The organism is Paenibacillus sp. sgz302115, assembly GCF_056120445.1.
Genome location: NZ_JBVYOK010000004.1, coordinates 164,824 through 190,578 on the forward strand (window position 1 = coordinate 164,824; position 25,755 = coordinate 190,578).

The 25,755-nt window shown below is 51.4% G+C and carries 16 protein-coding genes; 11 read left to right on the top strand and 5 right to left on the bottom strand.

Going from position 1 to position 25,755, the window contains the following annotated elements; translation table 11 throughout:
- Positions 1-13: 13 nt before the first annotated feature.
- A complete protein-coding gene (locus AC0LWN_RS11225; RefSeq protein ID WP_474665215.1) occupies positions 14-817 on the bottom strand; it encodes an HAD family hydrolase in 804 nt (267 codons plus the stop codon).
- 215 nt (positions 818-1,032) lie between these two features.
- Here AC0LWN_RS11225 and AC0LWN_RS11230 point away from each other — a divergent pair, with 215 nt between their 5' ends.
- Positions 1,033-5,706, top strand: a complete 4,674-nt coding sequence (locus AC0LWN_RS11230; protein ID WP_474665217.1) for a LamG-like jellyroll fold domain-containing protein — start codon at positions 1,033-1,035, stop codon at positions 5,704-5,706.
- 219 nt (positions 5,707-5,925) lie between these two features.
- Positions 5,926-6,462: a hypothetical protein gene (locus AC0LWN_RS11235; RefSeq protein WP_474665219.1), complete on the top strand. Its 537-nt coding sequence runs from the start codon at positions 5,926-5,928 to the stop codon at positions 6,460-6,462.
- Between the two features lie 410 nt (positions 6,463-6,872).
- On the opposite strand, the gene AC0LWN_RS11240 is transcribed toward AC0LWN_RS11235, so the two are convergent.
- Positions 6,873-7,568 (bottom strand): SOS response-associated peptidase, encoded by a 696-nt coding sequence (locus AC0LWN_RS11240; RefSeq protein ID WP_474665221.1) that lies wholly within the window; start codon positions 7,566-7,568, stop codon positions 6,873-6,875.
- Positions 7,569-7,650: 82 nt separating this feature from the next.
- Between AC0LWN_RS11240 and AC0LWN_RS11245 the strand changes: the two genes are divergently transcribed.
- A complete protein-coding gene (locus AC0LWN_RS11245; RefSeq protein WP_474665223.1) occupies positions 7,651-8,112 on the top strand; it encodes a 2-thiouracil desulfurase family protein in 462 nt (153 codons plus the stop codon).
- Between the two features lie 54 nt (positions 8,113-8,166).
- Here the strand turns inward: AC0LWN_RS11245 and AC0LWN_RS11250 are convergent, their stop codons facing one another.
- Entirely contained in the window at positions 8,167-8,928 is a 762-nt protein-coding gene (locus AC0LWN_RS11250) for a hypothetical protein (RefSeq protein ID WP_474665225.1), read from the bottom strand.
- Positions 8,929-9,148: 220 nt separating this feature from the next.
- On the opposite strand from AC0LWN_RS11250, the gene AC0LWN_RS11255 reads away from it, so the two are divergent.
- From AC0LWN_RS11255 to AC0LWN_RS11290, 8 genes are all read left to right on the top strand, one after another.
- Positions 9,149-10,300: a cysteine desulfurase family protein gene (locus AC0LWN_RS11255; RefSeq protein ID WP_474665227.1), complete on the top strand. Its 1,152-nt coding sequence runs from the start codon at positions 9,149-9,151 to the stop codon at positions 10,298-10,300.
- Positions 10,301-10,396: 96 nt separating this feature from the next.
- The gene (locus tag AC0LWN_RS11260; RefSeq protein WP_474665229.1) at positions 10,397-10,918 is read left to right on the top strand and encodes a PRC-barrel domain-containing protein; all 522 of its coding nucleotides are present in this window, start codon (positions 10,397-10,399) and stop codon (positions 10,916-10,918) included.
- 14 nt (positions 10,919-10,932) lie between these two features.
- Positions 10,933-11,142 carry a hypothetical protein gene (locus tag AC0LWN_RS11265; protein ID WP_019909142.1) on the top strand — a complete coding sequence of 70 codons (210 nt, stop codon included), beginning with the start codon at positions 10,933-10,935 and terminating at the stop codon, positions 11,140-11,142.
- Positions 11,143-11,375: 233 nt separating this feature from the next.
- Positions 11,376-15,941, top strand: a complete 4,566-nt coding sequence (locus AC0LWN_RS11270; RefSeq protein ID WP_474665232.1) for a carbohydrate binding domain-containing protein — start codon at positions 11,376-11,378, stop codon at positions 15,939-15,941.
- Positions 15,942-16,074: 133 nt separating this feature from the next.
- Positions 16,075-17,481, top strand: a complete 1,407-nt coding sequence (locus tag AC0LWN_RS11275) for a sugar ABC transporter substrate-binding protein (protein WP_474665234.1) — start codon at positions 16,075-16,077, stop codon at positions 17,479-17,481.
- A 74-nt stretch (positions 17,482-17,555) separates the two neighbouring features.
- Positions 17,556-18,536, top strand: coding sequence for a carbohydrate ABC transporter permease (locus AC0LWN_RS11280; RefSeq protein WP_474665236.1), 981 nt, complete (start codon positions 17,556-17,558; stop codon positions 18,534-18,536).
- Positions 18,533-19,390 carry a carbohydrate ABC transporter permease gene (locus AC0LWN_RS11285; protein ID WP_474665238.1) on the top strand — a complete coding sequence of 286 codons (858 nt, stop codon included), beginning with the start codon at positions 18,533-18,535 and terminating at the stop codon, positions 19,388-19,390. Before AC0LWN_RS11280 ends, AC0LWN_RS11285 begins: the two co-directional genes overlap by 4 nt.
- Before the next feature lie 35 nt (positions 19,391-19,425).
- A complete protein-coding gene (locus tag AC0LWN_RS11290) occupies positions 19,426-22,389 on the top strand; it encodes a GH36-type glycosyl hydrolase domain-containing protein (RefSeq protein ID WP_474665240.1) in 2,964 nt (987 codons plus the stop codon).
- Positions 22,390-22,400: 11 nt separating this feature from the next.
- Here the strand turns inward: AC0LWN_RS11290 and AC0LWN_RS11295 are convergent, their stop codons facing one another.
- Positions 22,401-24,008, bottom strand: a complete 1,608-nt coding sequence (locus tag AC0LWN_RS11295) for a response regulator (protein WP_474665242.1) — start codon at positions 24,006-24,008, stop codon at positions 22,401-22,403.
- Entirely contained in the window at positions 23,986-25,731 is a 1,746-nt protein-coding gene (locus tag AC0LWN_RS11300; protein WP_474665244.1) for a sensor histidine kinase, read from the bottom strand. The genes AC0LWN_RS11295 and AC0LWN_RS11300 overlap by 23 nt, the downstream gene beginning before the upstream one ends.
- Positions 25,732-25,755 lie beyond the last annotated feature (24 nt).

Here is a 25,755-nt window from a genome sequence, read left to right on the forward strand (position 1 = left end):
GCCCGGCTCTTTTTTATAATTGGAGTGTTGGCTGTAAAATGCTCAGCAGCTCCGACAGCTGTTGAATTTCATAGGTAGGCCGGTTATCGGCAGGTACGGCTCTTCCTTCATGATTAATCCAAACGCTTCGCAAGCCGATACTGTTAGCTCCCTTAATATCTGTGTTCAAATTGTCTCCTACCATAATCCCCTCTTCAGAAGAAATTCCAAGCTGTTTCATCGCCTGATGGAAAATTGAAGGATGCGGTTTTCCTGCGCCGAAGTCACCTGAAATGATAATCTGATCGAAGTAGTCTGCCAGTCCGGGAATGCCATCTACTTTTTCTTGCTGCAGGCTAGGCGCTCCGTTAGTTAGAAGAAGAAGCGAGTAATGATTATGCAGAACATCCAGAACCCGGAAAGTATCTTCGTATATCAAATGACGATTACTGCGTTCTTTAATAAATCTTTCGGCAAGCTGTTGTCCCATTTCCGGGTCGTCGATGCCCAGCTCTTGCAGCCCGCGGGTCCAGGACTCTTTCTGATAAACAGGAGCCAATTGCTTGAGCTTATGAAAAGCAGGATAATGATCGGAGTCGAACCGTCCCCAAAGCGCTTCCAGGTAAGTGACTTCAATCATATTAGCCCAATCATAGATTTCCATAGAAGTGAACAGCTTTAGTGCTGCTTTACGAACGTGTTTTTCCAAAACGTTTGGGTCGAGCGGCAGTATTTCCGCAGCAACCCGGCAAGTGGCCTGAAATGCCTCGTTATTACTTCTATCGTCCCATAATAATGTATTGTCCAGATCAAATATGATGGCTTTGATATTTAGCATTGTACTTCATCCTTTCCTGACATCTAATACTAAACTGCAACAGAAAAACATAAATGTCAACACGATTATGAAGGAAAAAAAGAAATTCACAGAAAGAAAGTTAATATTACGTTGATTTTGCTTTAACAATTGGCTGATATATTGAATAGTGTGCAAGAAACAACAAAAAGAAATGAAAAAATCCACAAAACAACAGAATGGGAGTGGGAGCTCAAGTGTTCCAGAAAAAAACGTTTGGAGCAAAAGTAAGCCGGCTTTTGGTGATATGCAGCCTGTTAGCGGGAACGGTTGTAAACGGAAGCGCAATGGCCGGTCCGAGTGAAATTGCTAACGATTCAGCAGCTGCGGGAGCAGGCTCATATTCGCCTTTCGTAGCTATGGCGCAGGACAATCAAACGCCTCGCGTTGTAAATGCGGTATATGGGTCCGTTGCCGAAGCAGTATATGCAGACCGGGTATTTGACCTCAATTTTCTCGACGGGAAAGCGACCGACAGTTCGCCGGCAAAGCTGAATGGTGAAGTCGTTGGTGGTGTGAAATTTGAATATGACAGTGCGGTTAAGAAACAAGTAGCTGTATTTAATGGAGAGAGTAATAATTTTATCAAAATTCCTTTCTCTCAAGAGCAAAGGGATAAGGTGGCAAAGAAGTTCACGCTGGAAACAGTATTCAAGATGAACAAGATTGCTGATATGGGCGTTCTGATGAATACCGAGGGCGGAGGCATAGGCTTCGAATCGAACGACTCCGGATTAATGGAAATCTGGGCGCATATCGGCGGCAGCTACAAGCGGGTAGGCGTGCAGCTTGAGAAGGACAAGTACTATCATCTGGCGGCGACCTACGACGGCAGCGCCGTCAGCTTGTATTTGAACGGTGAGCTGGCAGGATCGGTTGCCGCTTCCGGAGATGTCTATCAGCCGGAGATGAATTTTGCCGTCGGGGGTGACCCGGGATCGGGGGATTCGGCAAGCGTTGTGCTGGATGGCAAAGTTTCGATTGCCCGCCTGTACAGTGATGCTTTATCGGCCGAAGATATCAAGAAGCTGTATGAAGAGCAGGCGGATCGCGGCAAATTGAGTGAGATTGATCAGTTGATTGCCAAGAATACAGAGCTTCAGGCTCTGCTCAGCTCCAAGCCGACGGACGAGCTGAAGCAGCTCGTTTCCGATATCGCTGCGGCGAATGGCAAAATGAATATTACCGGAGCTGAAATTGCCGCTTTGCTGGTACGGGCAAACGCACTTCTTGCCGAAGCACAAAAAAATAAACTGACTTTTTCCGTATGGAGCGATGTGCACATCAACGATGAAGCTTCCATACAGGATGACAAGTTCGCGAAGGCTCTGACGACGGTCAACAACATGGCGCCGAATCTGAAGGCATACATTATGGTCGGGGATTTGGCCAACACCGGGTCTCAGGCGCAATATACCCGCTTTCTGGGTACGTTGAACAAGTATGGCAAGGCCGGAGTTAAAAAGCTGTACACAATGGGCAATCATGATTACTGGACCGATTATTACGCCGGTCTGTCGCCTGAGGTTTCGCAGAAGAGATTTACCGATAACCTTGGGGCGGAGATCAATTCTCATGAAGTTATCGACGGCTATCATTTCATTCAGGTAAGTACGGAAAGCAATGAGGTCAACGGAGTTTTCACCAAGGCCAAGCCGTGGCTGAAGGAAGAATTGAAGAAGGCGGCAGCCGATGCGCCGGACAAGCCTATCTTTGTCTCCATTCACCAGCCGCCTAAGGACACGGTGTATGGCAGCGACGATTGGGGAAATTCGGAGCTGTATGATGTACTGAAGAGTTATCCTCAGGTCATTACCTTCTCCGGTCACTCGCATTATGCGCTCAATGACGAAAGATCAATTTATCAAAAGGATTTCACCTCCATCAACGACGGCGCGCTGACTTATATTGAATTGGAAAACGGCAAGCTCGGCGGCAGCATTCCCCCAAGTCCCTACGATTTTAACCAGGGGCTGCTGGTTGAGGTGGACAAGACAACCAACGACGTTCGGGTGAAGCGTCTTGATTTCGATAATGATCGGGTCATCAAGGATGACTGGCTCATTAAAAGTCCCGGCGATAAGAGCAAATTCACGTACACCGACGCACGTAAAGAGCAGAGCGCCAATCCTTATTTCGATAATAGTGCGTTGCTTACTGTTTCGGATGTGAAGGAAAATTCGGTAAAGCTTACATTTGACCAGGGACAAGACGAGGATTTGGTGCATTCCTACAAGATTCAAGCGATCAACAAGGCAACGGGTGAGGTTGAAAAAGAATTTCTGATGTTCTCGGATTTCTATCTCGATCCCAGAGCGAAGCAGATGTCTACGCCAGTATCCGGCTTGAAGGGCGGAACGGAATATATTTTTACCGTAACAGCTATTGATTCGTGGGGTAAGGAGAGTGTTCAGCCGCTGAAGGGCACTGCAACGACAAAGACTAGCACCGATGCCGATGAAGGAACGGATATTCCGGGCGTGCTTACATGGGCTGCGGAAACGAAGAGCGCACCGGTCATTGACGGCAATCTGAGCGATAGCAGCTGGAAGATCAAGACGCCGATCGAGCATTTACTGAAGGATTCCGCAGTACGCGAAAATAAGGCCAATTATGGTCTGCTGTGGGATAAAGACTATTTGTATGTAGGGGTCGATATTGAGGACAGCAAGCTGGTCGAGCGGAAGCTGTGGCTTGGCGATGAAATCAGCGTCTTTATTGACGCGAACAATGACAAGAAGAGCAGCTATGAGGTTCCTTACGATGTACAGATCGGTTATGGGTATACGGAGGACGGCAGATCCAAGGTATTCGGCTTCGGCGGTGGTTCGGCAGGAAGAAATGCTGACGATATCAAAAAAGCCCAGAAGAAAACCGCTAAAGGCTGGGCCGTTGAAATGGCAATCCCGTGGAAATTCCTCGGCATTGATCCTCAAGTGAACAAAAGCCTTGGCTTCGATATCGGCGTAGACGATAATGACGGTACGGATGCATTCGATTCGACCCTCTTCTGGAGCAAGAACGAAACGTCTCAGTCCTGGAGAACGACGGAAGGCTTTGGAACCGCGATGCTGTACAACACAGAGACTCCCAAGGCGGATGTGTTTGATTTCAACTTCCTGGACGGGAAGGCAACCGATAACTCGGCTTCGAAGCTTAATGGTGAGGTTGTAGGCGATGTGAAGTTTGAGTACGACGATGCGGTAAAGAAACAGGTTGCCGTGTTTAACGGCCAGAGCAATAACTTCATCAAGATCCCTTTCTCGAAAGAGCAACGTGATAAAGTAACGCAGCAGTTCACGCTGGAAACGGTATTCAAAATGAACAAGATTGCCGATATGGGTGTGCTGATGAACACGCAGGGCGGAGGCATTGGTTTCGAATCAACCGATTCCGGATTAATGGAAATCTGGGCGCATATCGGCGGCAGCTACAAGCGGGTAGGCGTTCAGCTTGAGAAGGACAAGTACTATCATCTGGCGGCGACTTACGACGGCAGTATTATCAAATTGTATCTGGACGGCAAACTGGTCAACTCTACTGATGCTTCCGGAGACGTCCATCATCCCGACCTCCATTTTGCTTTGCCAGGCGATCCGAATCCGGACGGAGGAGCAGGAGCTGTGCTGGACGGCAATATTTCCGTCGGACGCTTGTATAGCACAGCGCTGACGAGCGGGCAAATCAAGCAGGTCTATACGGAGTACGCAACGCGAAGCAAGATGGTTCAGATTGATCAGCTGCTGGAAATGCAGAAGAAGCTTGCAGGGCAGAATTCGGAAGAATTGAAAAAATTGTATGAGGAATCCGGCAAGCTGTATGCGAAGATGAATGTGACGGCTGCCGAGATCGAAGCGTTCCTGGCTAAGTGCGAAGAGGCGCTGAAGGGTGAAACGCCGGTCAATCATGCGCCTAAGTTCATCAAGACCGCCAATCAGGAAGTAAATGAAGAAAGCAAGCTGACCTTCCAAGTCAATGCTGACGATGCAGACAGCAAGGTGCTGACTTATCGGGCAGAGAATCTGCCAAAAGGAGCAACATTCGCTGCAGATACGAGAACGTTCAGTTGGATTCCCGGAAAGGATCAGGCCGGCAGCTATAAAGTGAAATTTGTTGTTAGCGACGGTTCGCTGACGGATGAAATGGAAATTGTCATCACTGTCAAAAAAGTAACAACCGGCGGAAGTGGTGACAATAATCAGGGCGGAGGTAACAGCAATCCTGTATCTCCAACGCCAACACCAACGCCAACGCCAACACCAGTAAAAGTGGAAACGAAGCCATCAGAACCGGCAAAACCAGAACCATCGCAAGAAGCACCGAAGAATACGTTTAAGGATTTGGCTAATTACGGATGGGCCGAAAAGTCAATCGCCACTCTGGCAGCAAAAGGCATTGTCATGGGCACGTCGGAAACAACCTTCGAGCCAGGGAAAAAGATTACACGTGCTGACTTTATAGTTCTGCTCGTGAGAGCACTTGACTTGAAGGCGGGCTTGGACTCCAACTTTGCCGATGTAAAGCAAGGCGATTATTACTATCAAGCGCTGGGAATCGCTAAAAAGCTTGGGATAGCAAATGGTATGGGGGGCAACCTGTACAATCCGAGAGGCGAAATCACCAGACAGGATATGATGGTGCTTGCTGCAAAAGCTTTGACCGTTGCCGGAAAGCTGTCAGAAGGCGATCAGGCAAGTGAATTGAAGCAGTTTGCCGATGCGAATCAGGTTGCAAACTATGCGGCAGGAAGTATTTCATCTTTGATCAAACACGGTATTATCAAAGGCAATGCGGGAAATACGATCAATCCGCTAGGACATGCGAACAGAGCAGAAGCAGCAGTCATGGTTGAACGGATGCTGCAGAAATAAACGGCTGTTAATAAGCAACCAGATGCTGCGGGATGATTCGCAGCATCTGGTTTTTTGTGTGTAATAGAAGCTAGGTCACATATCTTCCTGCAGGAATGCTTTCGGCTCCTGAAAGAAGTCAAATATCACCCACAGTACCCCGCTGATTTTCGGTTGGCAGGGCTTTTTTCTTCTATCTGCCCATGGTAAACTTTAGAAAAAATGTGCAGGGGGATAATGATGCGTCGGAGTGTTATTGCTTTGTTGTTTTTGGTATTGTTAACTGCTTGCAGTTCATCGAAAAACGGGCTTACTGCTGATGATCTTGCTATTGTTAAGGTAGACAATGAGAAGGAAATTGTACGTTATGGTATGAGTCGCGCGAATGTCGAGAAGGTTCTTGGAGAAAGTGAAGAAAGCAAATTAAAGAGTATGATGTTTTATAAAAACGGTGTGGCTATTATGTACAGAGATAACTCCGTTGTTGCTATCTTATTGAGCGAGGAATCAAGAGGTATCTTCAAGACTTTACAAGGTGCCGAGATTAACATGAACAAAGATGACCTGAAAAAAATTTACGGAAACGACAATGCAATAGAGACAAAGGAAAATTTAGATTACATATATGACTCGGAAAGTAAAAAATATTTGTCCGAAATGACAGTTAAATCAGAAGACAGAACAAAGATTTACCATGTTTCAGTCAGGTTTAATGATGCTGGTGAAGCTGAAAGAATATCTGTTTTGGATAATCGCGCGGCTACTCTTGCAGAATGAACTCACGGCCTTCTCAAAAATTCCCATGCGGCTTTGAACAAAAAAACCTGCTATACAGGTGGTGTAATCTAGGTTTATAGCAAACTTGAACAAAATGAAAGCCAGCGCCTTTAGACGCTAGCCTCAGAGTAGATCCCCTATCTTTCAGTACCAGATATCTTCTAGCGTAACAATCTTGAGAGCAGAATAATCTCAGCCAACCGGATGATGAGTCTTCTTCTGCGTCCTCTGATGATGGAGCTTAGGATAAGAAAGTCCGTACCAACCGACGAAAGAGTTCCGATAAAAGTACTACCAGTTGTTGTAACCTGTACGGTTTTTCCCTGAAGCAATTTTGCTTTTCTACGAAAGTTCATGGCTTAATCCCACCTTCTTCTAGTAATGAGGAACATATTATAGAGTATTCCTGATCAATAGAGCTTGAAAGGTATAGGAGTGGAAACTTCATCAACCAATTCCTTATAGTCATTGCGTACGTTACCGACCGCCGCAGAAACAGGGTATGCCCGCATCAGCTCGGCGTTGTAGGGAACCAGCAGCTTCATCAGCTCCGGCTCCTCCTGATTATTGCGGTCAAGCCACTGTGATTCCGCTTCGCGGCTGAGAATGACCGGCATGCGGTCATGGATATCCGCCATCAGGCTGTTGGCCTCTGTGGTGATGATCGTGCAGGTGCTGAGCTTGTTTCCGCTGGCATCCACCCAAATATCGTACAGCCCGGCCATGGAAAAAAGCTCCCCGCTCTTCAGCGTAATCCGCATCGGCTGCTTGCCGCCGTCCTGCTGCTTCCAGTCGTAGAAGCCATCCGCAGGAATGACGCAGCGGCGTGAGCGGATAAGACTCTTGAAGGCTGCTTTGTCCTGAAGCGACTCGCTACGTGCGTTGATCATTCTACTGCCGTTCTTGTCTTCCTTCGACCAAGAAGGAACCAGCCCCCACCGGAGCTCTCCAAGCCGATTTTGTCTGCCGTCATGAATAACTGCCGGTATATGCTGCATCGGGGCCACATTGTACTTAGGAGCATAATGGACAAGAGAGGTATCCTGGATAAAATAATGCAGCATCAATTCTTCCATACTTACCATAATGGTATATCTCCCGCACATCCTGACGCGCCTCCCGTATCTTTGAATGCTATAATATCAATTATAAATGAAGAAACGGGTTATAGCGAAGGAGGGATTCCCGGTGATTATGGTAAGCTCCTGCCTGGCAGGCATGAAAGTAAGATATAACGGCACGGCTTGTCTGGATGAGACCATTCAAAAGCTGCTGGACAGCCATCAGGCGGTTGCGGTATGCCCCGAGCTGCTGGGCGGTTTCTCCACCCCAAGAGAACCAGCAGAAATTATTGGCGGGGACGGTGCGGCTGTGCTTCAAGGGACCGCGAAAGTGGTGAACCGTCTGGGGACGGATGTAACTGAAATGTATATAAAGGGAGCTTATGAAACGCTGGAAAAAGCACGCCAATATGCGGCAACGACTGTAGTCCTCAAGGAAAACAGCCCTTCCTGCGGCAGCTCCATGATCTATAACGGAGAATTTTCCGGACAGAAAATTCCCGGCGAGGGCGTAACGGCTGCGCTGCTTCGGCTAAATGGAATCGAGGTCATTTCCGAGGAGCTGCTTTCCGCGCGATTGGTTCTTTAATTCATGCAAAATCAGGTGTGGACTTATCGGGTAGGGTGCAGGGGTTATTTTCTTTTATGCCAACGTCTGCAGGACATTGCTGAACAGGCTGGACAGTTCGCTGTCAGTTGCTGTGGAGAAATCCGCTCTAGACAGCATCGCCTTCACCGCAGCTAGCGGATTATCCGTGTCTGCAGAGGTTTCTTCCCTGTTTCCGGCAAAACTCAGGCGGCTCTGCAACCGGGTCAGTACGGACTTCATATCCTCTGAGGTCAGCCCGGCTTCCATCGCGGTTGATCTGCCGATTCTGCCTGCGTCATCTGTACTGTCTGTACGCTCAGAGCTGTTCATGTTGTTCAGCCCCCAGGCAAAAGGCGGAGGGAATCCCCCCATAGCCTGCAGCATCACAGGGATACCGTCTGAATCTTGCCCTGTACCCGCTGAGTCAGCATTCGCTGAGCCAAACGGCGATGGAACGGATTGCAAGGTCTGCAATATCGACGTCAGCTCATCCCCGTTAACCGGGGATAGACCATAACTGCTTGTATCCGTTTGGATTTGCGCCAGCAGCGAGTTCAGCTCATCACCCGATAAAGCTGCCTTCGCCACACGCATCGTAGCCGGCGAATAGGTGCCGGTGTAGTAATCCTCTGAATCTTCTTTGGACCCATTCAATTGAGAAAACAGCTTGGCAATTTTGCTGAAATCGGTTGAATCCGTACCGGTCGCACTCTTATCTCCATCCGTGGAGTAGGAATTGGCTGAAGAGGTACCCGTGCTTGTGTTGGTGGGATCATAATAGCTCTTATTATAGTAATTATTAATGGATAAAGACATTTCGGGTCTCCTCTCAAACTCTGTTGCCCTGTCCCTATCCGAAAGTCCACGTTACTATATCGGGGAGGAAGCTGAGCGCAAGCTGAATATATCTGCTACTTGCGGCCTGGAAATGTTACAATATTGTGTTTATTGACAGGTGGTAAAAGAACACATTCAGCAGTATAATCGAGTAGTCCTGTAAGGAAATTCTGATTATCGAGAAGCGGAGAACATCGTTATGAAACCGATCTACTTGGACCACGCCGCCTCAACCCCGGTTCATCCGGAGGTGGCTAAGGTTATGTACAATATGCTGCTAGAGCAATATGGCAACGCGTCCAGCGTGCACACATACGGACGTTCCGCCAAAAGAATAATCAATGGCGCGCGCGATACCATCGCGGGCTTTTTGGGCTGTGCGCCTGAGGAATGGGTGTTCACAAGCGGAGGTACGGAGAGCGACAATCTGGCGCTGTTCGGCGCGGCCGCCGCATCCGCCCACAAAGGCAAACATATCATTACCACGGCTGTTGAGCACCATGCGGTGCTGCATACCTGTGAAGAGCTGGAGAAGATGGGCTTCACGGTAACCTATCTTCCGGTGGATTCTACGGGGCGAGTGAATGCTGCCGATGTGGAAGCTGCCTTGCAGGAGGATACGGTGCTTATCAGCGTGATGTTCGCGAATAATGAAGTAGGAACTGTGGAACCTATAGAAGAGATTGGCAGATTGGCTGCTGAGCGGGGCGTTTTGTTCCATGTCGATGCAGTACAGGTTCTGGGCATGCTGCCGGTTACACTCCGCGAGCTTCCAGTGGACTATATGAGCTTTACCGCCCACAAGATCAATGGGCCGCAGGGGATCGGCGGTCTGTACGTCCGGCGCGGCGCGCCGCTGTCTCCAAGGCAGCACGGCGGAGTGCAGGAGCGCGGCAGAAGGGCAGGCACCGAGAGTCTTGCCGGCGCTGCTGGTTTTGCCAAGGCGGTGGAGCTTGCGGTGAGAGAACTGCAGCAGCGCCGGGATAAGGCGCTAATGCTGCGGGAAACACTGCTGCAGGAGCTGGACCGCCGGATCGGCCGGGAGGGCTATGTTATCAACGGGGATGAGCAGTATTTTTTGCCGGGGATTCTGAATCTCAGCTTTCCTGGAGCCCCAACCGATGTGCTGCTGATGAATCTTGATATGGAAGGAATCGCCGCCGCCAGCGGTTCAGCCTGCACCTCAGGTTCTCTGGAGGTTTCGCATGTGCTGGAGGCGATGAAGCTGCCGGGCGAACTTTTGAACTCGGCGATTCGCTTTAGCACGGGATTGGGTAATACTAATGAAGAAATGGAGTATGTGGCCCAAAAAGTTGAAACCATTCTGAAACGGCTGCGTAAAAAAGACTAGGCGTTACTACTACCTTGTATCCGTTTCAACGAGAGAGAGTTCTTCTGGCTCCGAGGGAACTCGTAAGCACACTCAAGGTGAAGGGAAATAGCAGCCATGAAACTTCAAGATATGATTGGCCTCGCTGTATATGAGGTTGAAGAAGGTAATGAAATTGGCAAAATCGCCGATATTGTACTGGATTCAAACTGGCATGTTACGGGTATTGAACTGGAAAGTAAAGCATTTTTTTCTAGTCACGTGAAAGTTGTGGCATGGGATGACATTGCCGCTTATGGCGAGGATGCTGTCATGATCCACAGTAAAGAGTCGATTATGAAGACCGACACTGACCATATACCCTATACTTTTCTTCTGGGAAAGACCAAACTGAAGGATCTGCAGGTGCTGACTACATCCGGAACAATTCTGGGACGAGTATCCGATGTTTATTTTGACCAGAAGTTGGGAAACACAATAGTAGCGCTGGAAATCAGTGACGGGCTTGTAACTGATTTGATCGAGGGCCGCAAATGGCTGCCTTGTTCTGAAGGAATGTCCATTGGGGAGAATTCGGTACTGGTTCCCGCGATGAGCGAAGAACGGCTTCAAAAAGCCATTAATATTGTTAACGGATAGGTGGAATGTATTATATGAAGTGTCCAAACTGTGGCTCCAAGGATATCGGCAAGATCGGTTCCCACCAGTTCTATTGCTGGGGTTGTTTCATCGAACTGACAGTCAACGGTGAGAAAATGTCGGTCTATCAGGTTGAAGAAGACGGCACACTCAGCTCGCTTGATGATTTGTTCTCCGGGGAAGAGATTGCCCAGGATTTCCCTCAGATTCATGCATCCTCTTGATCCTTTGACCGGTTCATGCTCCACAAGAGTTAGATAGATTCCCCGCGCCCAATCCTCGGGCGGCTGTTGCAGCCGCCCCGAGGATTGGGCTTTTTGCTTTTGTGCGAAAGTTGCATCTTTGTTATACACGCTAAGGAATTGGTATGTTACCTGCAGCGGACGGACTCTATACTGAAATCGACCGGAGACAACGCCGGGATTCTACATGGATCTACATAAGGGGGAATGTTTAGATGTACCGCAGAGGAATATCCAAGCTTCTGGTTGCAGTTCTGCTGCTGTCAGGGCTTCAGCTTCCGGGAAACACGGGACTGGCAAGAGCAGCGGGGCCGGAGGGACTTCCCGGATCAGCCGCAAGCGCAAGCAGCGCTGGCACAGCCGGAACGGTAAAGTTTGCCGATATGAATCAGCATTGGGCCGGGGCGTCAGCGGACAGGCTGGCAGCGGCAGGAATTTTGCAAGGAGACGGGCAGGGTGGATTCGGACCGGGACGAGCGGTCTCCCGTGCGGAGATGGCGGTCATACTGGGCCGGGTATTCCGTTATACCAACCCAGGTACTGCTTCTTTCAGTGATGTAAGCGCTTCTTCCTGGTACGGAAAAGATGTTGCGGGGGTCCGAGCAGCGGGCATTATCGAAGGCTACGCAGATGGCCGGTTTCAGCCGGGAGCTTCAGTTCAGCGGCAGGAAGCGATAACGATGCTAGCCCGGGCTTTCGGGCTTGGCACTGCCTCCCAGACCGCACTGAACGGGCAAGCAGACGCCACGGTGGTCAGCGGCTATGCCCGGGAAGCTGTGAGCGCGATGCTTGAAGCTGGCTATATCCGCGGCGATTCGGCAGGAAAACTGAATCCGCAGGCAACGATGACCCGGGCCGAGCTAGCGGCGCTGCTCGGCCGGATGATCGGGTGGATCAGTCCGGCGGAAGGAACTTATACGATTGGGGATGTGTCCGGGAACGTTATTGTCAACCGGGCGAATGTGCGAATCGAAGGCGGGGCGCTCAACGGAAATCTTTATGTGACTCCCGGAACGGGAGGGGGAGAAATATCGTTCACCGGAATCCAGGTGAAGGGTAAGACCCGTATCTCAGCAGGGAGCGGCAATTCCGTTATTTTTCACAAAGCCTCCTTGGGGCAGGGCATCGTAGACTCCTCCAAGGCGCCTACACGGATCGTCCTTGGAGATGGAAGTACGGCGGCCCGGATTGAATTGACCCAACCGGCCAAAGTAGAGATTGGGCCCGGCTCAAAAGTGGATGCACTGATTGTCGGCGCTGCTGCTGCCGGATCACAGATCGTGAACCAGGGGCAAATTGGCTTGCTTGAGACAAAGGCAGACAATGTGCTTCTCAACGGTACAACGCTCAAAACCGGAGAGACGCTTAAGGACTTGTCCGGCAGTGCTTCCTCACCGCAGGCCAGTGCTACGGCTAGCACTGCGGCGAGCGGCGGAACTGGGGGTGGAGCGACACCGGCACCAGCGACACCGACACCGGCGCCAGTGACACCAACGCCGACACCGGCAGCGACGGCCAGCGCCACGCCAACCCCGAGTGCCACAGCGACACCAACTCCGCCATCAGAGGACAACCAATGGGAACTGGTCTGGAATGATGAATTCGATGGCCAATCCATTGACAAGACCAAATGGAATATTCAAGATACAGGGACTGTATACAACAACGAACTGGAATATTACCATCCGGACAACGCCTCACTGGAGAAGGAGAGCGGGAAGAGCGTCCTGGCACTGGAAGCGAAGAAGGAAGCTTACGGCGGCAAAGAGTATACCTCTGCCAAGCTGACCTCCAAGATGAAGGGCGACTGGACTTATGGGAAATTCACGGTCCGTGCCAAGCTGCCGATACAACAGGGAATGTGGCCGGCTATCTGGATGATGCCAACCGATGATGAGAAGCAGTACGGACCTTGGCCGGGAAGCGGCGAGATGGACATCATGGAATTGACGGGGCCAGTGGCAGGTGATCCGGAGAAGGCTGATCTGTATCCGAGAACCGTTCATGGTTCGATTCATTACGACATTCCGCATGCGTCCCAGTCCAAGACCTACGTTCTGCCGAAGGGCCAGACATTCGCTGACGATTATCATGACTTCACGCTTGAATGGCTGCCGGGACTGATCCGGTATTACGTGGACGATAAAATGTATTTCGAAACGAGCGATTGGGGAACCAAGGCTGCCGGCCAGCCGGATTACTATACGTACCCTGCGCCATTTGACCGTCCGTTCTATATGATTCTCAATCTGGCGGTTGGCGGCGATTGGCCGGGCGATCCGGCGGCTGACTTCCATTCGGACAAAATGTATGTCGATTATGTCCGGGTCTACAAGTACAAGAAGCTGGATCAGTGGCCAGACGTAACGGGACATCGTCCAACGAAGCCTGAGCTCTCTGTTCCGCAGCGTCCTGCGCTTCCGGACGGGAACCAGATTTACAACGGTGATTTCACCGGTGCTGCAGCAGCTAACGGAATTCCTAAATATTGGGAGTTGATCGAGAATGCGGGTGGTGCGGCTACAGCTTCCGTCATTGATGATAAGGATAAGGGCAAGGCGGTGAAGGTTGCTGTCAAAGATGCGGGAACCAAAAATTATTCCATTCAGCTGACCCAGATGCCGCTTATGCTGGAGAAAGGTAAAGCCTATAAGGTAACATTCGATGCCAAAGCGGATGCTGCCCGTCCGCTGATGAGTAAGCTTACCGAATTCGGCGGCGGCTGGACGGCATATTCCAAGGAACGGAATTTCCAGCTAACCCCGGACTGGCAATCGTTCGAATACACCTTTAACATGGACCAGGCTACCGACAACAATGTCCGGTTCGAGTTCAATCTGGGTCTGAACGACATTACAGCATATTTCGCAAACGTCCGGGTTGTGGAGACGGAGCCTCTGCCGGTGGTTCGCACCCCGCTTGCAGACGGAAACCTGATTTACAATGGAGGGTTCGATCAGGGAGAAGGGCGGCTGGGCTATTGGACATTTGCGGTTAAGCCGAACTCGGGGGTAGTGGCTGAAGCCAAGGTAACCAATATACTGGAGCTGCCGCTTATGAAGCGGGAGTTCGCATCTGAAGTTCAGACTACCGGCGTGTCGCCGGAGGATGTGACGCTCACCCAGACAGGCATACCTATGTCTGCAGGAGGGACCTATCAGCTGGCATTCGATGCCAGATCGGATGAGGCGCAGCCAATCGGAATCAATCTTAACACCGGAGGGGGAGACACACTCTATCCTGACGGAACAACATTTACTCTGACACCGCAGTGGAAGAGCTATACAGCGGAAATAGCGCTGACCGGCGCGTCCGGCTCTGAAGGTGATCTGTCGTTTCTACTTGGCCAGTCTGCCGGAAAGACCGAGATCGACAACGTGCGTCTGGTCCGTAAGGCCGATCCGCCAGCATTAAGCGGCGGTTACCTGCATCTTCGTGGCGATCAGTATTGGAGCGCATCGGGAATCAGCCTGACCCCGAGCGGCGAGGGAGGCAAGGATGTCACCGATATCGACAAGGGCGATTACGCGGAGTATAAAGTGGTTCTTCCTCAGGCGGCAAGCATTGTTCCGGTGGCCCGGGTGTCCAGTGTACGGGCGGATTCCGAACTGGAACTGTCCGTTCTGGATGCCAGCAAGCACAGTGTGGTAACGGGAGCCGTCTACAGCACCACAGTCGGGGATACGGGAGGACTTCAGTCTTATCGCGCAGTCATCGGGGCGCCGCTTGAATTGCCCGCTGGAACCTATTATTTCCATCTCGGCGGCAGCGGCTATAATCTGGCCTGGCTGGATCTTTCCCGCGAGCTGGTGCTGAACGGAAGCATCAAGAATGATTCAACCGAAGGCTGGACGTTGTTCAAGAAGGACTGGATAGACAATGATCCGGTGAAGAATACTGCAATGACTGCTAAGAATGGAGCGTTGCAGGTTGCCCTTGGCGGCAGCGGCGACGAGGACTGGAATGTACAGGTTAAGCAAGGCGCAATTCCTGTGGAGAAGGGTAAGAAGTACCTGCTTCGCTTTGATGCGGAAGCTTCTATAGCCCGGTTGATTCGGGTACTGGTTCAGCATGACGGTTCTTCGGACAACAACTGGACCGCATATACGAATCAGACGGCGAGCCTGAGCGAAGCCGGCGGACACTTCGAATACTATTTCACCGCTTCGGAGAGCGATGCCGCCGCCCTGCTTCAGTTCAGTCTCGGCAAGGTATCGGAGGCCCTAGAAGCACATACTGTTACGCTGAGCAACATTTCCCTCCTTCAGGTAAATCCGGTGATCGCCGGAGAAGCGTACGGAGAGAATCTGATCCCGAACGGAGATTTCTCAGCTCCGCTCCAGGGCTGGAGCTCCTATTCATCCGACAGCGGTGAATTGTCTATTGACAATGTGAATGGGGCGCTGCGGATGCAGGTCGGTTCCACAGGAACGAACAGCTGGGACCGGCAGGTCTATTACGAGGGAGTAGCCTACAACGAGGGCAATCATTATACGCTCACTTTTAAAGCCAAGGCAGGAGCACCACGCAAAATGAATATCAGCATCGGCTGGCTGGATGTCGCGAACAATTACACCTGGCACGGATATGCGAACAAAATCGTTGATCTTGGTACGGATTATGCCGAGTATACCCTGGAATTCGACGTTACCGGAGGAAGCACATCCATCGGCCGTATTTCTTTCGAACTGGGGAATATTGCGGATGGAGGCACAGGTCATCTTGCGGTAGATGTCGATGATATTATGTTGACGAATAACGGAACGGTAACTGCACCTTGAGATAAGCTTTATAATTTGTTATCTAGGCTTGGGATTTGGTATTTAGACCGGCACCAATCGCTTTTATAATCAAGACATGGAGGACGGGCAACCGTTCTCCGAGATCTTCATAAGATAATGGGGGAGATTTATTGTGAAAAAGACAGCAGTTTCAATTAGTGCGCTGCTCATGGCATTTTCATTAGTCGTCAGCGGATGTGGAGGCAATAACAATTCATCCAGTTCTGCTAACAACGGAGAAAAGAAAGGGGATTCCAGCGCGACTACGGCTCCTGCAGCTTCTGATGCCCCAAGCACGGAACCGGTTACACTGAATGCCTGGGTAATGCCGAACAGCCCGAAACCTGATGCGGATTTCCTGAAGACCCTTGATCCCTACCTGAAAGAGCATCCAAACGTCAAAGTCAAAGTAACGGTGCTTGACTGGGGTTCTGCCTGGACCAAGATCACAACGGCAGCTACAAGCGGCGAAGGCCCGGATTTGCTTCAGTTGGGAAGCACCTGGGTACCGGCAATTGCCAGCATGGGCGGTATTGACAAGGTGACTGACAAAGTTGCCGATGTGGGCGGCGCAGAAGCCTTCCTGCCAGCTATCTGGAAAACAACCTCCATCGCGGGCGACAGTGAGGTATATGGAGTACCGTGGTTCGTGGACGCGCGTGCGATTTACTACCGGACCGATGTATTTAAGCAAGCCGGGGTAAATCCTGAAACAGCATTCAAGGATTGGGATTCCTTCAAAAACGCGCTGAAAGCGGTCAACGGACAAACAGTTGACGGCAAGAAGATCGCAGCACTGGGACTTCCGGGCAAGAACGACTGGAACGTAGTGCATAATATTTTCCCATGGATCTGGGCTGCAGGCGGCGACGTTCTCGCCCAAGATAACAAAGATGTAATTTTCAACAATGAAAAAGGTCTTGAAGGCGTTATGTACTACACAGGACTCGCGCATGAAGGTCTTGTTGATAAAGCCTCGCTCGAAAAGAACTCGTCGCAGATCGAGGGTGACTTCGGCGATGGCAAGTCGGCAGTGATTATCACTGGACCGTGGCTCGCCAAAAACTTTGCTACACCAAAAGCAAACGGCGGCATGGATGACAAGAAGGCAGCGAAAAACTTCGCTGTGGCTCCACTTCCAGCTGGTCCTGGCGGACAAGCCACCTTTGTTGGCGGCAGTGAGCTGACAGTGTTCAGCGGCTCCAAAAACAAAGAAGCCACATGGGATGTTATTAAATACCTGACCTCGGATGAAGCGGAGAAGGCTTATGCAGGTGTATCCGGCCAGCTCCCGGCCAGAGTGTCTCTTCTGAATTCGCCGGATCTTGATGCTAATATGAAAGCATTCTCGGAAGCAACGAAATACGGAAGAACTTACCCGTCCATTCCGCAATGGGGACCTACAGAAACAGCGCTGCAAAAGCACTTTGCCAACGTGTGGGACATCGTTGCCGGTGTGAAGGGTACGTATAGCAAAGATAGCATCAAGCAAGAGCTGGATTCCGCAGCGGCTGATGTTAAAGCAATTATTAATCAATAACTACTAGAATTTTGGGAGGCCGCCGCGCGATAGGGTACGGCGGCTTCTTCCATTAACAAAGTGAGGGATAGCAGATGGGACTCCATACTGAAAAAAATCTTTCCGCGAAAGCCCCTTCCAGCAAGCGTGGTCTGTGGCGCAAGCGGGTCAGAGAGAACAAGTTCGCTTACATGCTGATGGTGCCGACCATCATCTTCATGATGTTAGTACACTTGCTTCCGATGCTTCAGGGCATCTGGATGTCATTTTTGAAGCTGAACCAGTTTACACTGGTCAAATATTTAAAGGCGCCTTTTGTTGGGCTGGATAATTATTCCGGACTGCTGTTCAACTCCGATAATCCGGTTCGTTCGGGTTTGAATTTCGCAATACGCAATACCGCAATTTATGCGGTCCTTGTAACTATTGGTGTAATGTTTATGGGGCTAATGATGGCCATGCTGCTGAATCGTGATTTTCCCGGCCGCGGCATTGCCCGTACAGCCATGCTGCTTCCATGGGTTATCCCGTCTTATGTTGTCGGTGTGCTCTGGGGCTTCATGTGGCAGCAAAATGGTATCATCAACTATTTTCTGGTTGATGTTCTGCATCTCTTCCATGACAAGCCTTTCTGGCTGCTTGGACCGAATACCATCTGGGCGATCATTATCCCAACCATCTGGCGCGGCTGGCCGTTCCTAATGGTCATTTTCCTGGCTGGCTTGCAGACCATTCCTGAAGATATCTATGAGGCGGCAACGATTGACGGGGCCAGTAAGTTCCGCCAGTTTTGGAATATGACACTGCCATTACTCAAACCGATTATTGCGGTACAGCTTTTATTCCAAATTATTAACAATGTATACTCCTACAATATCGTTTCCACGATGTTCGGTAATGGTGCCGGATATCCGGGAGAGTGGGGAGACCTGCTGATGACGGCCTTGACCCGCCAATCCTTCGGCTACTGGGCGTTTGGTTCCGGTTCTGCCGCTTCAATGATGCTGATGTTCGTAATGCTGATGGTTGTCGGTGTTTGGTACCGAGCCTTTAGATCGGAGTTGAATGCCCAATGAGTACACACCGAAAACGTTCTGCCACTTCATTTCTGCTGACTTCACTGACATGGTTCATTGTTGTAGTAACGATATTCCCGATTCTGTGGATGATCTTTACCTCTCTGCACTCGAATGATCAAATTTTGAACGGCATTACTACCTTCAGCTTGCCGAAGCCGCAGTGGGTCAATTACATCAACATGTGGGATACAGTTAATTTTGCTATTTATTTCCGTAACAGCTTGCTGATTTGCGGCGCGACAACCGTGCTTGCCGGTTCCTTTGCCGTGCTTGCCGGATATGCGCTGGCCCGGTTTGATTTTCCCGGATCGAAGCTGTTCAGTATGAGTATTATATCCACTCAGCTTATTCCAGGAATTATGTTCCTGTTCCCGATTTATCTGATGTTCCTGTGGATCAGAAATACATTCGGTTTGCCGATGATTAATACGTACTGGGGAATGATTCTCGTCTACACGGCGTTCTATACCCCGATCAGTATCTGGATTATGCGCGGTTTCTTTGTCTCCATCCCGAGAGATCTGGAGGAGTCGGCTACGATCGACGGCTGTTCGAAATTCCAGGCTTTTTACAAAATCATTCTGCCGCTGTCTCTGCCCGGCATTATTGCGACTGGCATCTTTATCTTTCTTACCGCGTGGGATGAGCTTCTCTTCGCCTGGGTACTTACAACCAGTTCGGATGTACAGACGATTCCGGTTGGTATCCGCCTGTTTGTCGGCCAGTACAACACCCGCTATGACCTGCTGATGGCGGCGTCCACTGTTGTAACAGTTCCGGTTATGGTGATATTCTTCATGACGCAGAAATACTTTATTAGCGGTATGACCGCGGGAGCCGTTAAGGGCTGATCCGCAGTCTGCCTGGAAAGGTGGAAGCAACATTTATGTTGAAATTTGCTACTGCAAGAGGAACGACGGCATCGGCCGAAGACATCCTGCGACAAGCGTTTGCTGACCGGATTGGAACCGGAACACATATTAGCGCCCTTTTTACCGATTCGCAACGCCAAGGGGCTATCGGAATAGCAGGGTTGCCGTTTAGGCTGCCTGCTATTCAGGAGCTGTTGAAGCAGCCAGCCTTGGCTGCGCTGCTGCCGGCTGAAGCCAGAGCCTCCGCTCTGTTCGTTGTAAGCGGAGAAGGCACTGAGCTGTCCTTGTATATCCGGCATGCCGGAAGTCAGGAGGAGAGCATTGAAATACCGGAGGCCACCGCAAGGGAGGCGCTGGCGCAGCTGCAAGCCGCAACAGGCTGGGCCGGTTCGCTTAACGCCGAGGGAGAGCATGTAATCGACCTGCGTTCACCTGTACCGGGTCCGCATTTTGCGGTCAATCTGTTGCTGGGTAACCGTCTCCGGTTCCCCCATCCGCTTCAGACCACGCCGAAGAGCGTGGTTGACCGGTTCGGCGGCGGCAGCTTCCGCTCGCACGCGGCAACCCAGGTGCTGGCGACCCGCTGGGATATGCGTCAGGAAGAGAACGGCTTCCCGGCCAACCGGCAGTTTTATCTGTTTGAGGACGGGAAGCAGATTTTCTATTCCGCAGATCCCGGAGATGAAGGAATTGAATCAGCAGTCTGCAGGCATTCGCAGAATGCAACGGTCATAAGCTACCGTACCCGCTGCGGTCTGGAAATCATCCGCACGATCTTTATCCTGCCGCACTCCGAAGGTATGCCTCTGGCTACCGAAATGCAGCGGATAGAGATTGCGAACCACGGAAAAGGTGACCGCCGTCTCCGGATTGTCTATACCGGGATGTTCGGTTCCGCCGCTCCGGGCGCACTGTTCGAGGATGTACTGTACAGCAATGTCATCATGCAGGGCGGTGTGCTTCAGGATTCTACGGGAGCCGTGGCGGCTATCAGTCCCGATTATTATCCGGAAGGCGGTAAGCACGATCTGCGCTTCCACACGATGATCGTTCATGGGGAGGGCGGAGCGGTGCTGCCGCGCGAATACTGTGTCAGCTACAATGAATTTGTTGGTACAGGCTCGCTGCACCGTCCGTCCGGGGCGCTCAAACTGAGCAGCATTCTGCACCGCAAGGGACCAGGTTTCTTCGCTGTAGCAGGTGAGGTTCATATCCCTGCAGGAAGTGCGGCAACGGTTGATCAATTGACCGGACTTGTCTCCGACAAGAGCGGCGCAACTTGGAACGACACGGTGCTGGCGGATGAGGTGGGGGCGCTGGTCGCCCGTTTCTCTGACCGCAGCGCGGCAGAATCGGCACTGGCGGAATCGTCCGGCTTCGTGCGCGAGTATGGCAAGTTCCTGCAGGTTTCCTCCGGTGACGGGAACTTCGATGTGTTTGTCAACCGTAACCTGCCGTTTCAAGTGCTCTACCAAACGTTTGTCTCCCGTTCCTTTTGCCAGACACAGAAGGGCTACAGAGAAATTGGTTTCCGCGAAATCCAGGATTTGTACGCCTCGATGTACTATTTCGTCGGAATGGGAAGAAGCGGTCTGGTGAAGAGCCTGCTGAAGGAATGGACAAGTATGGTGTTCGAGCTGGGCTATGCTTATCACAATTTCTTCTGGGTCGGCAAGGAGCCGGGCAAATGGTCCGACGATGCGTTATGGCTTGTTCAAGCCGTCTATCGTTATGTAATGCTCACAGGCGATATCGAATTCCTAGACGAGTCTTGCCCGGTGGCGGGACAAGAGGCCAGCCGTCCGGTCTTCGAGACATTGAAGGCGATCATAGTATACTCCGGGCGGATTTCAGTCGGCCGCCACGGCCTTCCATTGTTGGATTATGCAGACTGGAACGACTGCCTAAAGCTCGACGATACTTATCTGAACGGCCCCGCCAAGGAAGAACGCTACCGGAAGCAGCTGCAAGCAGGCGGAGTCTTCGGCGGTCCGCTGGACAGCGATTATTCCGAGAGCGTCATGAATGCTTTCCTGCTGAAGGTGGCGGTGGATGAATTGTCCGTACTGGCTGACCGGAAGGGAGAGCAGGACTATGCCGCGGAACTGGACCGCTTCGGAGCAGAACTGCGGGGACGTATTCAATATCATGCCTGGAAGGACAACTTCTTCGCGCGCGTACTGTTCAACCGGTATGCGAACGACGAATACACATATTTGGGAGCCGCCGGGGACGGTCTGTCTTCAGATCCGGCCGCTGATGGTTCTTACTTCCTGAACTCCTTCAGTTGGAGTATCCTGTCCGGCTGTGCGGACGAAGCGCAGATCGCTGTGATGCTGGACACTATGAAGTCGCATCTCATGACTCCTTTCGGGCTGAAGCTGGTCTCGCCTGTTGCACTGGGACGGGTGTCCTCCCACACAGCTTCGGACGAATACTTTCCGGGGGACCGGGAGAACGGCGGCGTGTTCAAGCATGCCTGCATGATGGCAGCTGCAGCTATGTTCAAGGGAGCCAAGGAAGTGTCGGATGTGAAGCTTGCCGCCGAGTTGGGCCGCTTCGGCTACTGGCTGCTGGACCGGATCATGCCGTTTAAGACTATGGAAGATCCGTTCGCAATCTGCGGGAATCCGCGATTCTGCACCCAATACAACAACAGCGAGACCGGTGAGAACATCGGTCCGATGCTCAGCGGCACCTCGACCTGGCTCACCCTCTCGCTGATGGAAGCGCTGGGCATTGAATATACAGCGCAAGGCATTGCGCTCAATCCGATCCTGAGGGAAGAGCAAACGGAGTTCTCCTACACCCTGAAGCTCGGCGGCTCTTCGTATTGTATCCAGATCAGGAAACCTGAGGGCTTCTGCCGGATCCGAGACGGTGTTGCCAGTCTGACTCTGGATGGCCGGGCGCTTGAGGAAGGGCTTGTACCGGCTATAGATGACGGTCTCGTCCATGAGGTGGAGCTGCGATTCTAAGGTTAAGGCCGTTACAATGACCGATCGCGGAACTCCTGCGGGGTCATGCCGGCGTATTCCTTGAACAGCTTAATAAAATAATGGGCGTTGGAGTAGCCCAGCTCAGCGGACACTTCATAAATTTTCAGCGGCGTATGGATTAGCAGATACGCCGCTTTTTCCATCTTTACCTGGCTGATATAGTCGCTGATTCGCTTACCTGTCTCCAGCTTGTACATTTTGGACAAATAGACCGGGTGCATCTGAACATGATCGGCGATGGCCTGGAGTGAGACATAGTGCAGATTGCTGTTAATATATTCATGCACGTTCCGAATCAGGACGGTCCGGCTGTCCCGGCGTTCCGATTCAAAATGCTCTTTCAGCAGAACGATTACCTCAAGCGCCCATTCCCGCAGTTTGTCCGGCGTCTGGAAGGGAGCCTGCTCCAGCAGCGGATTGCCGACTATCTCGCTCAGCATTGTGTTGTTCTTGTGGGCGAAATAATAGAATGCCGTCTCCAGATGCAGACGGGCTTCATGGATATGCTCCAGCGAGTGGTCCGGATTTCGGACCAGCTCCGAAACGATGGCATTCAGCTTGTCTTCGATACCCTGCCAGTTGTTCGCTTCGAACATATGAAAGAGCAGCGGAGGCTCATAGAGCGGCTGGAGAATCTCCACAGGCTGGGAGCCGCTGTTATCCGTTACATCCAGATAGATACCTGTTTCGCTGCCGATATGCTGGCGAATGGCCGAAATGGCGGATTGATAGAGAGGGTAGACCTGGTCGGGGAAGCTTCCCCAGCCTGTAGTCACAACGGAGAGGCCGCCTCCAATCAGCATGCTGACATGGTTCTGCAGCTGATAGGCCGCCTGGGCGACATCATCTGCCGGATTGCCGCCGGATTCAATGTCATCCCTGGGCTGCAGCAGAAATACGAGATAATCATGCACATCCTTGCAGGACCATATGCGGAAGAGGTCCTGGAACAGCTCCTGTGCGATATTGATGATCGCGTATTCGAACAGCAGCATGCTGCGCATGTCCTGGCGCCGGAAGAACTCCTCCGGTCTGACGACTGCGAGGCATACCGGCAGATCGGTCCGCAGCGGCAGATCGAACTGAGTCAGCCGTTCTTGCAGCTGCGCCCCGGACAACTTCCGCCCCTGGAGCAACTCGCTGAGCAGGCGGTCCCGCAGGAGAGGGAGATGCTCGCGGAAGGTCTGCATGGTCCGTTGATAGGAGGACCATGTCTCCCACTCTTTGCGCAGCTCTTCCTGGAGCTTAACGATGACGGCGATCAACTGGTCATTTGCAATTGGCTTTAGGAGATAGGCGCTGGCTTGCTCTTCTATCGCCTTGCGGGCGTATTCAAACTCGGCATAACCGGTCAGCATAACAACCCGGATATGCTTCCAGCGGCTGCGGATGGACGCGATCAGCTCAATGCCCGAGATTTCCGGCATGTTGATGTCAGTCACTACAATGTCGATAGGATAGCGCTGAAGCAGCTCCAGCGCCTCGTACCCGGAGTAGGCTTTATGAACCTGTTCGAACCCCATTTCCGCCCAAGGAATCGAGATGGATAGATCATCGACGACGTAAGGCTCGTCGTCAACCAGTAGAATTTGATGCATTGTTTTCCTCTTTCTTCTCCATACGGAGAGTGATTTTTAGACCGCCGTCAGGCGAAGGGGCGATCAAAAGGCCGGATGAATCATCATAATGAGACTTAAGACGCTGCTGGATATTCCATAGCCCGCAGCCTCCGTCCTCACGCGTCGATTCGGATATTCTGGCATGCAGAGAGGAAATCGCTTCAGGGGTCATGCCGGCTCCGTTGTCCTCAACGGTGACGGTGACCACCTCATTCGTCTGGCTGGCGGTGATCCGGATGAAGCCCTGGCCGATTTTTTTCTCAATGCCATGGATGATGCTGTTCTCAACTAAGGGTTGAATCAGCAGCCGGGGAATTTGCAGGCCCAGCAAATCATCGGCAATATCCATCTCGTAGCGGATGCGCTGTTTTCTCAAATTCTGAATCTCCAGGTAATTCTCCAGCAGCTTCAGCTCATCCTGAAGCGTTGTGAGGGAATGGTCGACTTTGGTGATATAGCGGTAATACTCGCCAAGATTAAGTGCCATCGCTTCCACTGAATCCGTGTCGCCGACTACAGCCTTGCTCTTGATGAAGAACAGGCAATTGTAGAGAAAGTGCGGATTGATCTGTGATTGAAGCTGCTTCAGGTGAGCGTCCTTGGCTCGTAGCTGTTCCAGATAGACCTGCTCGATCAGCGATTGAATCTTTTCCGCCATCTCGTTGAACTCTTCGTTAAGCATCGTGAATTCAGGATTGGTCTTGGTATGAATACGGGTAGACCAGCGCCCTTCCTTCATTCTGTTGAGGGAACGCAGCAAGAGGCTTACCGGACGCTGCACTTGGCGGTAGAGCTGAAGCGAGAACAGCAGGCTCATGGCCAAAAGTATGGCCGAGCCCGTCAGGAAGGTATAACGGCTGCTTCGAATCGGCTGAAGTATCTGCTTTAGCGGCGAATAATGCACAACCTGCCAATTAATGGCCGAGGATGGGACGGAGCTGACGAGAAAGCTGCCTTCCTTGAGGCTGAAGATTTCCGAACTCCCCTGATTTGTCGAATGAGCCAGTGTTGCAACGATCTGCTTCGCCAATTCCCGGTCTGTATTGCGAGAAAGAATCACCCCGAATGACGGATGGTACAGGAAGGTGTCGCCCTTGTTTTGCGATTGGTAGGCATCAAACATCCGTTCAATATTGGATACAGGAAAATACATCGACATCATCAGTCTCGCCTCGCGGGGAGCAGTTCTTCTCTCGACAGGGTCCGACAGCAGCAGGCGGAAGCCCGCTTCAGCGCTGCCCTTGTCCTCCGAAATATACTCCCAGCCGGAAGGCAAAGGCTTGTCCAGTACGGAGGAATCGAAGGAAAGAGAGGAATCTGAGCCCAGAGTCTCGCCGCTGTGCGGCTTGTACAGGACGATCCGGTTCTCCCACGTGCTGGAGCTGGTCTGAAGGGAAAGCTTCTCCAGCACGGTCATGATGGTCTGGGCGGGATCAATGAGATGGCCGAGTTGCCGGATCTGCTCATAGTCGCGGATGGTGGGATCTCTCTGAAGGGCATACATGCTGCCTGCTAATTGGTTGATATTGTTGTCCATCTGCTGGGTCAGGAACTCAAGATGATTCAAATCGGTCGTTTTGATCTGACTCGTTATGACCCCGATATCCTTGCGGTAGGATAATCCATAGAATAAGAGCGTGACTGAAATAAGGGATAGAAGAATCGCAACCATTTTAATAAATAGGTTCGGGCGCCAGGTCATAAGATCATCCTTTTCAAAGACTTC